Below are 12,228 nucleotides of genomic sequence, written 5' to 3'. Positions count from 1 at the left end.
CTTTTAAGTTAGCGCTCTCCAATTGATATGTATTTGATTACCTAGTAAGTTTTCGTTTGACAATAGTCAAACGATAGTTCAACTATTGTCGGGCGTTAGTTCAACAACTGTCAAACGAAAACTCATTAGGCAATCGAGAAAATAATATAGGTAAGAGAAAGAAATAAAAGCTACATAGTAATGAGTTGTTGCCAATGATAGCATCTTCAACTCATTTATGCTTCCTTTACCGGCAAAGCCACAATCTCCTGCAACACACTGACCGCCGTTTCCACATTAGTAACATCCTTAATCAGCATACTCCGTCTGCCGTTCTGTTCACGCAAATCACAACGACGAGTATATTTCATCATATAGTCTATCACTTTACCAAAAGCCTTACTTTGATAGAACGGACTATCCGGATTGGAAACAAAGAACAAGGTCATCCGCCCACCTTTCAGGAAGATTTTCTCTGCACCCAAACGGGCTGCAAGACGGCGTAGAGGCACAATACGGAGTAGTTCTTCCGTTTCCCGGGGAACCGGTCCGAAGCGGTCTTCCAGACGAGCACGGAAAGCTTCCACATCTTTGTCCAATGTCAGTCCATCCAGTTCGCGATAGAGCAACATACGTTCGCTGCTGCCTGTTACGTAGTTGGCAGGCAACAATAGTTCGAGGTCGCTTTCTACCTGACACTCGTCTACAAACTCTTCTCCACTAATTTGTCCTTCGCCCTTGATTTCATCCGCATACAGTTCTGCAAACTCGTCTGTCTTTAACTCATGGACAGCTTCAGTAAGAATTTTCTGATATGTCTCATATCCCAAATCGGCAACAAATCCGCTTTGTTCGGCTCCCAGCAGATTTCCGGCTCCACGAATATCCAAATCCTGCATGGCGATATGAATGCCACTTCCCAAATCACTAAAGTTTTCAATTGCTTGAAGACGTCGCCTTCCTTCGGCTGTCAAACTACCTAACGGAGGAGCCAGCAGATAACAAAAAGCTTTTTTATTACTACGTCCTACCCGTCCACGCATCTGATGGAGATCACTCAATCCAAAGTTTTGCGCCTGATTGATAATGATAGTGTTGGCATTCGGAATATCAATACCACTTTCGATGATTGTAGTTGCCAAGAGTACATCATAGTCGTAGTTGACAAAATCCAGAATAATCTTCTCCAGCTCTGTCGGTTCCATCTGTCCATGTCCAATCGCTACACGGCAATCCGGGATATGACGTTCGATCATCGCTTTCAATTCCGGCAAGTTCGCAATCCGGTTATTGACAAAGAAGACTTGACCATTGCGGCTCATCTCAAAATTGATGGCATCCGTTATCACTTCTTCATTAAAAGTATGCACTTCGGTCTGAATCGGATAGCGGTTGGGTGGCGGAGTAGAAATCACACTCAAGTCGCGTGCACCCATCAATGAAAATTGAAGGGTACGGGGAATTGGAGTAGCAGTCATAGTCAGTGTATCCACATTCACTTTCAACTGGCGCAGCTTTTCTTTGACAGAGACACCGAATTTCTGTTCTTCGTCCACAATCAACAATCCCAAGTCTTTAAACTGGACATCTTTTCCCAAGATACGGTGGGTACCTATCAGAATACCGACATCTCCATCTTTCAATCCCTTCAATACAGCTTTGGTCTGTGCGGCAGTACGTGCGCGGCTTAAATATTCCACCCGACACGGTAACCCTTTCAGACGCTCACGGAAAGTCTGAAAATGCTGGTAAGCAAGTACTGTTGTCGGAACCAGAACGGCTACTTGTTTATTATCGGCAACGGCTTTGAAAGCCGCACGAATCGCAACTTCTGTTTTTCCAAATCCTACATCTCCGCAGATCAGACGATCCATCGGACGGTCACTTTCCATATCCGCCTTGACATCAATCGTCGCCTTACTCTGATCCGGTGTATCTTCATAAATAAAGGATGCTTCCAGCTCACGCTGCAAAAAACTATCGGGACTGTAAGAGAAACCTTTTTCCTGACGACGCTGCGAATACAATTTTATCAAATCGCGGGCAATGTCCTTGATTTTACTCTTTGTACGTTCTTTCAGTTTCTCCCATGCACCTGTACCTAATTTGTTAAGCCGGGGAGCCTCTCCTTCTTTACCTTTATATTTGGAAACCTTATGCAAGGAATGAATAGAAACGAACACCACATCTTCATTTTGAAACACCAGTTTCAAAACCTCTTGCGTAGTATCACCGTTCGGAATACGTACCAAACCGGAAAAACGTCCGATACCATGATCCGTATGCACCACATAGTCTCCCGGAGTGAACTGATTCAGTTCTTTCAAGGATAGTGCCACTTTTCCCGAACGGGCTTTATCACTTTTCAGATTATATTTATGGAAACGATCAAACAACTGATGGTCTGTGAAGATACAGAGCCGCAGTGTGTTATCTACAAAACCTTCGTGAATGGTACGTTCTACGGGAGTAAAATTAATCTTATCACCCCGATCTTCAAAAATCGCTTTGATACGATCTGTTTGCTTCATGCTGTCACTGCAGATATAAAGCGAATAGCCCTTTTCCAGATAATCCTTGAAAGAAGAAGCTACCAGATCGAAATTCTTATGAAAAATAGGCTGGGCAGATGTATTGAAAGTAACGCTGGCATTGGGCGTTCCGGTCGGTTTATTACCAAATTCCAACCGGCGGAAATCGAGTGCCCGTACAGTAAACTCGCTGCCGTCTATCAATTTCCCTTCCAATGTAATGCCACCATTCTCTTCGGCCTCCTGAACGGCTATTGCCTGTGGAGTCAGCGCCTCATCGTGTACCACCTGGATTCGCTCGCGCAACCAAAGAAAATCGCGCATTGCCAAAGTAGTCTCTTTCGGGATAAAATCCAGAAAAGAAGTCGTTACATCTCCTGTCACCGCCAAATCGGGAACGATAGACACTCCATCTTTCTTCTCACGGGATAATTGAGACTCCACTTCAAAGGTACGAACACTTTCCACTTCATCACCAAAGAAATCGATGCGATAAGGATATTCCGAAGCAAAAGAGAAAACGTCGATAATACTACCGCGAACAGCATATTGTCCCGGCTCATATACGTAGTCTACATATTCAAAACCATAACTATGCAACACATCGGTGATGAAAGTGGTATCCACTTTCTCTCCTACATTCAGCTTCAGCGTTTTATTACTCAATTCCTTGCGCGACACCACTTTCTCCGCCAATGCATCCGGGTACGTAACGATACATAATCCCTCTTCCCCCTTTTGCAAGCGGCTAAGTACTTCTGTACGCAAAATCTCATTGGCCGCATCTTTTTGTCCATACTTGATGGAGCGACGGAATGAAGATGGAAAGAACAATACTCTTTCCGTACCCAATATCTGCGTCAAGTCGTGATAGAAATATCCGGCTTCTTCAAGATCACCTAAAATAAATACAAACGGGCAACCACCCTCTTGCACCAGTACAGAAGAAAAAAGAGAAGCGGCGGATGCACACAGTCCTCCGCAAAAAACAGTCTGAACGGAAGTGTCCTTCAACAAGCGCTTCATTACTGCCATATTGGGATGGGCAGCATATTGTTGTTGCAACTCAGTTATTGTCATACCTATAAAATTTCCCCGCAAAATTACAAAAAAGATTGGGAGTATGCACCCAAAGAACAGAAGTATTATAATAAGGTATCTGCCGTCTTATTCCGCATGGGGCATGAAACACGTTAAATTTTCCTTAGTTCAGCTATAACTAAAGGAAAAAGAACTACTTTTGTTTCTAAATTTTATAGTATCTATATGCAGACATCGGATAGCATTGTAATTATCCCCACCTATAATGAACGGGAGAACATAGAAAATATCATCCGTGCCGTTTTCGGCCTTCCCCAAGTATTCCATATTCTGGTCATAGAAGACGGCTCTCCGGACGGAACGGCAGCCATCGTAAGAAAACTGCAACAAGAATTTCCCGAACAGCTTTTCATGATAGAACGTAAAGGAAAACTGGGACTGGGTACTGCCTACATTACCGGATTTAAATGGGCACTGGAACATGCATACGAGTATATTTTTGAAATGGATGCAGACTTCAGTCATAATCCGAATGATTTACCCCGTTTGTATCAGGCTTGTTCGGAACAAGGAGGAGATGTATCCATCGGTTCCCGTTATGTCAGCGGAGTGAATGTAGTGAATTGGCCGATGGGACGGGTATTGATGTCATACTTTGCCTCTAAATATGTGCGGTTTATCACCGGAATACCTGTACATGACACCACTGCCGGATTTGTTTGCTACCGCCGCCAGGTGTTGGAAACAATCGATTTAGATCATATTCGCTTCAAAGGATATGCCTTTCAGATTGAAATGAAATTCACTGCTTACAAGTGTGGTTTCAAAATTATCGAGGTTCCCGTTATCTTCATTAATCGTGAATTAGGGACTTCTAAAATGAATAGCAGCATCTTTGGAGAAGCCATATTTGGTGTGATAAAATTAAAAGTAAATAGTTGGTTCCATAAATTCCCACAAAAGAAATGAAACGTACACTGATTCAAAACGCCGTTGTTGTCAACGAAGGAAGAAAAGTTCTGGGTTCAGTAGTAATCGAGAATGAAAAGATAGCCGAAATATTGGTTGGCGGAGAAAACGCAACTGCCCCCTGCGACGAGATAATAGACGCAACCGGGTGTTATCTTTTGCCGGGTGCCATCGACGAACATGTGCATTTCCGCGATCCCGGACTGACTCATAAGGCAGATATCACCACAGAAAGTCGTGCTGCGGCAGCAGGAGGTGTCACCTCTATCATGGATATGCCCAATACCAATCCGCAAACTACCACATTGGAGGCTTTGGAGGAAAAATTTGTTCTGTTGGGTGAAAAGTCAGCAGTCAACTATTCCTGCTATTTCGGAGCAACGAATAATAACTATACCCAGTTTGCACAACTGGATAAACACCGGGTTTGTGGAGTGAAGTTATTTATGGGTTCAAGCACCGGCAATATGCTGGTAGACCGGATGGCCAGTCTGCGTAATATATTCGGTGGAACCGATCTGCTCATCGCTGCTCATTGCGAAGATCAGGGAATTATCAAAGAAAACACGGATAAATATAAGAAAGAATACGGAGACGACGTACCTTTGGCTCTTCATCCGCTCCTTCGTTCGGAAGAAGCTTGCTATCGTTCATCCGAACTGGCAGTGCAGTTGGCACGTGAGACAAACGCCCGCCTGCACATCATGCATATTTCCACAGCTAAAGAGTTGAGCCTGTTTTCTAATGTACCTTTGGTACAAAAAAAGATCACGGCAGAAGCCTGTGTTTCTCATCTGCTCTTTACGGAAGAGGACTATCAGACACTGGGTGCCCGCATCAAATGCAACCCTGCCATTAAGACAGCGCAAGACCGGAAAGCTTTGCGAGAGGCTGTCAATAGCGGTTTGATTGATGCTATTGCCACAGATCATGCCCCACATTTACTTAGCGAAAAAGAAGGCGGTGCCTTAAAAGCAATGTCCGGAATGCCGATGATTCAGTTCTCACTCGTCAGCATGTTGGAGTTGACAGAAAAAGGAGTGTTTACTATCGAAAAAGTAGTAGAAAAGATGGCTCATGCTCCTGCGCAGATGTATGAGATACAAAACAGAGGATTCATTCGCAAAGGCTATCAGGCTGACCTGGTATTAGTCCGTCCCGGAAGCGAATGGACTGTAACAACCGATTGTATTCTAAGCAAATGTAAATGGAGCCCATTAGAGGGACACACATTCGACTGGAAAGTAGAGAAAACATTTGTAAACGGACATCTGTTATATAACAACGGAGAAATAGACGAGACTTATCGCGGACAGGAATTAAGATTCAGATAAACAGCAGCTCGCTTTCAACAAGCCTATGAGTACCATTTTGTCTTATAAAATACATACAGTCACTCCCTACATCAACTGGATTTACTTTTTCCACGCATGGGGGTTCCAGCCACGTTTTGCAGCCATCGCCAACATTCACGGATGTGATGCCTGCCGTGCTTCGTGGCTGACAACTTTCCCGGAAGAAGAACGTAATAAAGCTTCCGAAGCAATGCAGCTATTCAAAGAGGCCAACCGGATGCTCGATCTGCTTGACCGGGATTATGAAGTAAAGACCATCTTCAAGCTTTGCAAGGCAAACTCTGACGGGGATAACCTGATTATTGAGAAAGAAAAAGACCGGTTCATCACTTTTCCTTTACTGCGCCAGCAAACGCCGAAAAGAGACGGTAGTCCTTTTCTTTGTCTAAGTGACTTTATCCGCCCGATCTCTTCCGGCATCCCGGATACCATCGGTGCTTTTGCCTCTTCCATTGATGCGGACATGGAAGGATTGTACGAACAGGACCCTTATAAACACCTGCTTGTCCAAACCCTCTCCGACCGACTGGCAGAAGCAGCAACAGAAAAGATGCATGAATATGTGCGCAAAGAAGCGTGGGGATATGCCAAAGACGAGAATTTAGGCATAGCGGACTTACTGGTCGAAAAGTATCAGGGCATTCGTCCTGCTGTCGGCTACCCGTCTTTACCGGATCAATCTGTCAACTTCCTGCTGGATGAACTGTTGGACATGAAGCAGATAGGCATTTCGCTGACCGAAAACGGAGCTATGTACCCGCACGCTTCTGTTTGCGGGCTTATGTTCTCACACCCGGCTTCCGAATACTTCTCCGTCGGAAAGATTGGAGAAGACCAATTGGAAGATTATGCCCGCCGTCGGGGAAAAAGTATCGAAGAAATGTGTAAGTTTCTGGCAGCTAATCTCCAATAGTCCTTATTCCCCTGTGATTTTTCTCCTTTTCTCACGACTAACTAACCAGAAAAGTAATCATAGATTCCATGAGAGAACAAACAGCAGAGGTTAGCGCCCCTATTGAACAAGAGTTTTTGTCGGTGATCCGCGAATATGAACGGGTGATCTACAAGGTATGCTATCTGTATGCCAATCCCAATGCTCCTCTCAATGATCTGTATCAGGATGTGGTATTGAACCTTTGGAAAGCCTATCCCAAATTCAGAAAAGAATGTAAGGTTTCCACCTGGATTTACCGTATTGCCCTCAACACCTGTATCAGCTTCTATCGTAAAGAAAAGAATGTGCCGGAAATAGTCAGCCTCACCAGAGATACCGACTGGGCCATAGAAGCACACGACCCGATCAACGAAATGTTGAAACAGCTTTATCAGATGATTAACCAACTGGGACAACTCGACAAATCAATTATCCTGCTTTATCTCGAAGACAAAAGTTACGAGGAAATAGCAGAAATCACCGGACTGACGGTTACCAATGTAGCGACCAAACTAAGTCGCATCAAAGACAAACTTAAAAGAATGAAAAAGGAGGAATAAGATATATGGAACTGGAAGAACTTAAAAAATCTTGGAATGCCCTGGATGAACACTTGAAAGACAAAGAGTTCATCAAAGAAGAAGAGCTTGAAAAGCTGATAAGGCATGCGGACAAAGGTATCCATGCCATTGCCAGACTGAACATCAAGCTTATTCTGATTTCTCTGCCGATACTGATCTTATTTTTAGCGGAGGTACTGTTGCACAACAGATTGAACCCGATCTATATCATTATCATTTTCGCATGGATTCCTGCCCTTTGCTGGGATATCGTCACCACCCGTTTCCTCCAACGGACACAAATAGACGAGATGCCTTTGGTAGAAGTAATCAGCCGCGTGAACCGTATCCATCGATGGACCATCAGGGAACGATTGATTGCTATTGCCTTTCTCCTGGTCCTGGCTATACTTTCATTTATCTACTGGCAAGTGTGGCAATATGGAATGGGGATGATCGCTTTCTTCATCCTGTTATGGGGCGGAGGACTGGGATTGATCTTATGGATTTACCGCAAGAAGTTCTTAAATCGTATCCACGAAATCAAAAAGAATTTAAGCGAACTGAACGAATTAATGTAAAAGAATCCAACCTGAATAATTCATACTAAGTAGTAAGGAGTGTGCTTACCCCACCACGGTAAGCACACTTTTTCCATTCACTTTCTTATGTACCTGCACCTGAACAGAAATCCGTTCACTCATCTCCTGCACATGAGAGATTACTCCTATTTTCCGCCCCTGCATCTGTAATTGTTCCAATGCTTCCATCGCTGTACGCAAACTTTCCGCATCCAAAGAGCCGAAACCTTCATCAATAAAAAGAGATTCAACTTTCAGATTATTACTTGACAAGGAAGACAAACCTAAAGCCAGTGCCAAAGAAATCAGGAACGATTCACCTCCTGAAAGAGAGTACACGGTCCGTATTTCATCACACATATCGCAATCTATTACCTGAAGTGCCAACGTATCGGGTACCTGTTGCAGCTTATAGCGTTTAGAGAGATAGGATAAATGTTGATTGGCATGAAGCAGCAACAAATTCAAAGTATAACTTTGAGCAATCACTTTAAATTTCGCTCCATCCGCACTGCCAATCAGTTTATTCAATTTTGCCCAACGTTCAGCAACAGTTTGTTTCTCTGCCAGTTCCTTCGCAATCTGTTCCACAGTCAGTTTATTCTTTGCTTGTTGTAGCAGGCGGGCTTCCATAGTAGAAAGGGCACGTTCTATATTCAGGTTTTCTTCCTGTTGCTTCTTTATTATTTCGGGAAGCAGTTCGGGAGACTCTATCTTTTTATACTGTTCCTGCAACTCTCCTATAGCTAGTGCAATTTGCTTCATCTCTCCTTGCAAACCGGAAAGCCGGTTGTGTACCGCCTCTACTTCTTTACGTGCTTTCTCCAAAGCGAGATTCAGTTCTTTCTCTCTTTTTGCTACGGCAGCTTCCGCTTCATCCGCACTTTTTCCTTTCAATAGCTGCGAACGTTCCTGACGAAGCACATTCAGCGCTTTCTCTATCACTTCAAATCTCTTTAGTTCGGCCGAAGCAGCATTCTGTAAGATTACCAGCTGTTCTTTGGCAGACGATACTTTCTGCATAGCCAAACGGCAGAGAGAAACATTTTCACGAAGAGCTTCACAATGTGCACGCATCTTTTTAATTTCTTCATCGCCGAGCTGCCATTCTGCGTAAAGATTACGATATTCCAAAATACATTTTGCCAGTTCCGCCAAACGGTGTTGTATTTGCTCTTCGTTTCCGGCTTCAATCCCTGCTTTATATAATGCTGCCAACTGTTCCGCGATCTGTCCGTCCACCGTTTTTTGATGCGCCAAATCACGTTGCAGAGCAATGCTCCGGTTATTCATCTGCTGATAGTTGGTTGATGCTACATTATACTCCTGCTCTATACTCCGGAAAAGAGTATCTACCACCTCCTGTTCCTGATGATAAGGATGCGCTGTGCTACCGCAAACCGGACAAGCCTCCCCTTCCTGTAATTGCCGGCGCAATGCTTTCACGTCTTTTCCCACTGCCATACGTGCATTTTCGTAAAGACGTTGAGTAACTTTCAATGCGGTTTCTTGCTCCGTCAATTGTTTCAGACAATTGGCCACTTCTTTCTCCAGTCTTTCTATTTCCGTCTTTGCTTTCGTCTGCGTTTCCGTTAATTGCCGGATATTCTGCTGACGAGTCAACTCTTTTTGCAACTTCACCTGTTCTTCGGCCAATAGCGGATATCCGAAAGAATTTAAGCGCAACAAACGTTCCTCATTCGTACTGGTAGCGGCAGCCAGTTTACTTTCTTCTTGCCGTAGAATCTCTTCCACCTGTTCAAGTTGCAGTGCTTCTTCTATCCCTACATGGCTTAATAAGCGGTTCAGAGAAGAATAAGACACCTGTAATTGTTCCGCAGCCACTCGCATTTTTTGCTCCTGCTCCGCCACCTGCCTGTTAGCCGCTTGTAAAATCTGCTGCGACTGTATATAGCTGCTTTGTTGAGACTGTATCTGTACATCCAATTGACGTGCTTTCTTCAAGTCTGGCTGTATGGCCTCCCATTGTGCCTTAAAATGCACCAATCCTTCCTCTTGGGAAGCCAATGCACCCTGCAATACTTTCTCCCTGGCCTGTTCCTCCTGTTCTTCCTGCTGCTTTTTCTTCCAAAGTTCTTCCTGTATTTTTAATGAACGAACCACATTCAGTTGTTCATTCTGTTCTGCCAGCAGTTTAATCCCTGCCGCGCGCTTTTCAATTGATAGTTCTTTCTCTTTTTGCAGAGCAAGCAGCTCTTCTTCCGGCATCAATTCGATCACATTCATTCGATTCTGAATCAAGGTCACCTCCTCTTGTGCCGCCTTATTCCGGGCATAGACCTCTTGAGAAATCCGGGAATACACGCCGGTTCCTGTCAACTTCTCCAGTAATTCTGCTTTTGCCGCCCCTTTTGATTTCAGAAATGTAGCAAAATCATTTTGTGCCAATAATACTGTACGGGTGAACTGTTCATACGTCAGGCCAACCAACTCCACCAACTGAATCAACAACTCTTTCTTGGTACCTTGAAATTCTTTCTCCGTATCCAGTTCTTTCACTTCCAGCGTTTGTGGCTGCAAAGAACCGTTTATCTTGTTTCTTGTCCGCCTCACCGACCAACGAGAACGGTAACGCCGTCCGTCAATACCTAAAAAATCGACTTCCGCATAACCGTCACTTGTCCCCCGGCGCAGCAAATTTCTAACATCAGACTGATTAATCTGATTGTCTCCCACATCTGCCAGATTCACATTTTCCACTGAAGTAGCAAAGCGGGGAGCCTTATCATACAATGCCAGGCATAAGGCATCTAATAAAGTAGACTTACCTGCACCGGTAGGTCCTGAAATGGCAAAGATACCTGCAGAATGTAATGGTTCTGCCATAAAATCCACTTCTACCGTTCCTTCTATCGAGGTCAGATTCTTCAATCGTATAGCTAGTATTTTCATTCTTCTTCCTCCTCTTCTTTACGGGTAGCAGCCAAATAGGCCTCTTCAAACAAACCTGTCAGTTCTACAGGCATTTCCACCTGATAAATCTTCTCAAAGGCAGACTGTGCAATCTGTAAGGGAGACATTTCCTGCAACCCCCTCTTCCAGTTTTCATTTTCTTTCGTCGTATTTCCAGTTTCAGTGCGATAGGTAGAAACAATACGCGCCAACCGATAGTTTTTATCTGCCAGTGCATCTTCAATCTCCTGCCGAAGCATGGGTTCCGGTTCCTCCAACAATACCTTTACTTCCAGATATGGGGCTACGGCTTCTGTCTCGGGTAGTTCCTTCAAGGCTTCCAAGATGGCTTCCGGTGAAACAGGTTCTCCGTTCGGGACACTCAACAAAGGTATTAATTTCGGGCATTCCAACCGTTCAATGTCCACCGCACAACCTCCGTCGAAAGTCACCATCACGACTCCATGATGATAATGTTTCTCGGCAAAAGACATCGGAATGGGACTTCCGGCATACCGCACATTCTCTCTTCCGGACACTCGCTGCGCTTTATGTATATGTCCCAATGCCGTATAAGCTATCTGTTCGGAAAAAGCTTCCGGAGATACGCACTCCAACCCACCAATCACGGTACGCTCGCTATAATCCTTCTCTGCAATCTCCGATCCTGTAGCCTGCAAATGACCGATGGCAAGAATCGCCTGATTCTCCGTCCTTCGCTTCCATAGCCTTTGCAAAAGTTGTGCATAAAGTTCGCGAACTCCCTCCGCATACGGATTGCCTTCCGTTTGCACGGCCGGATAATCTCCCTGACGCAGAAAAGGAACTGCCATGCAAAGCAATTCCACTTCCCCTTTCCGATTCTTCAGTTCCACAGTCAAATGGTCATAATCGATTTCTCCGCCTTCGAGCTTGCGAACTACCCCTCTGACTTCCGTCCGCATAGCTTGCAACAGAGGCAAAGGAGCTTCCAGGCGTGCTGCCGAATCATGGTTGCCGGCAACAATGACAATCTGCAAATACGGATTCTCTGCTGTCACCCGATAAATAAACTGATAATACATGCTTTGGGATGCAGCGGAAGGATTGGAAACATCAAAAACATCTCCGGCTATAATCAATGCATCAATCTCTTTCTGACGAATTTCTTCTGCCAGCCAATTCAGGAATACTCCATGTTCTTCCGTGCGATCATAACCAAAAAAGGTTTGTCCCAGATGCCAATCGGCAGTATGTAATATACGTATCATAATTTTATAACTATCTCTACTAACAAGAGGCAAAAATAACACAATCAAAAAGATTATATCACATCTGCCTCTCTTTTTTACCAATAATCATGTATATTTGCAGGATAAAAATCCA

At 44.3% G+C, this 12,228-nt stretch carries 7 protein-coding genes and 1 pseudogene; 4 read left to right on the top strand and 4 right to left on the bottom strand.

All coding sequences use genetic code 11. The features are described 5' to 3' along the window. Positions 1 to 215 precede the first annotated feature (215 nt). On the bottom strand, positions 216 to 3,590 hold the full coding sequence (gene mfd, locus DWZ47_RS11415) for a transcription-repair coupling factor (RefSeq protein ID WP_117513178.1): 3,375 nt from the start codon (positions 3,588 to 3,590) through the stop codon (positions 216 to 218). A gap of 186 nt (positions 3,591 to 3,776) precedes the next feature. On the opposite strand from mfd, the gene DWZ47_RS11410 reads away from it, so the two are divergent. From DWZ47_RS11410 to DWZ47_RS11395, 4 genes are all read left to right on the top strand, one after another. Further along, positions 3,777 to 4,520: a polyprenol monophosphomannose synthase gene (locus DWZ47_RS11410; RefSeq protein ID WP_004306020.1), complete on the top strand. Its 744-nt coding sequence runs from the start codon at positions 3,777 to 3,779 to the stop codon at positions 4,518 to 4,520. Beyond that, positions 4,517 to 5,854: a dihydroorotase gene (locus DWZ47_RS11405; protein WP_004312024.1), complete on the top strand. Its 1,338-nt coding sequence runs from the start codon at positions 4,517 to 4,519 to the stop codon at positions 5,852 to 5,854. Before DWZ47_RS11410 ends, DWZ47_RS11405 begins: the two co-directional genes overlap by 4 nt. 25 nt (positions 5,855 to 5,879) lie before the next feature. Further along, on the top strand, positions 5,880 to 6,788 hold the full coding sequence (locus DWZ47_RS11400) for a vitamin B12 dependent-methionine synthase activation domain-containing protein (RefSeq protein ID WP_004297356.1): 909 nt from the start codon (positions 5,880 to 5,882) through the stop codon (positions 6,786 to 6,788). A 68-nt stretch (positions 6,789 to 6,856) separates the two neighbouring features. After that, entirely contained in the window at positions 6,857 to 7,369 is a 513-nt protein-coding gene (locus tag DWZ47_RS11395) for an RNA polymerase sigma factor (RefSeq protein ID WP_004297355.1), read from the top strand. A gap of 72 nt (positions 7,370 to 7,441) precedes the next feature. On the opposite strand, the pseudogene DWZ47_RS31380 reads toward DWZ47_RS11395, so the two are convergent. The 3 genes and pseudogenes from DWZ47_RS31380 to DWZ47_RS11380 form a co-directional block, all read right to left on the bottom strand. After that, positions 7,442 to 7,486: pseudogene (locus DWZ47_RS31380) on the bottom strand (hypothetical protein); the annotation flags it as partial. Positions 7,487 to 7,995: 509 nt separating this feature from the next. Continuing rightward, the gene (locus tag DWZ47_RS11385; protein WP_117513176.1) at positions 7,996 to 10,863 is read right to left on the bottom strand and encodes an AAA family ATPase; all 2,868 of its coding nucleotides are present in this window, start codon (positions 10,861 to 10,863) and stop codon (positions 7,996 to 7,998) included. After that, positions 10,860 to 12,113 carry an exonuclease SbcCD subunit D gene (locus DWZ47_RS11380; RefSeq protein WP_044917747.1) on the bottom strand — a complete coding sequence of 418 codons (1,254 nt, stop codon included), beginning with the start codon at positions 12,111 to 12,113 and terminating at the stop codon, positions 10,860 to 10,862. Before DWZ47_RS11380 ends, DWZ47_RS11385 begins: the two co-directional genes overlap by 4 nt. Positions 12,114 to 12,228: the final 115 nt, after the last annotated feature.

It is taken from the genome of Bacteroides sp. AF32-8BH (assembly GCF_003435205.1).
Classification (GTDB): Bacteria; Bacteroidota; Bacteroidia; order Bacteroidales; family Bacteroidaceae; genus Bacteroides; species Bacteroides ovatus.
The sequence above is the reverse complement of the archived record's forward strand: the minus strand, read 5'-3'. Positions and strand labels throughout refer to the sequence as shown.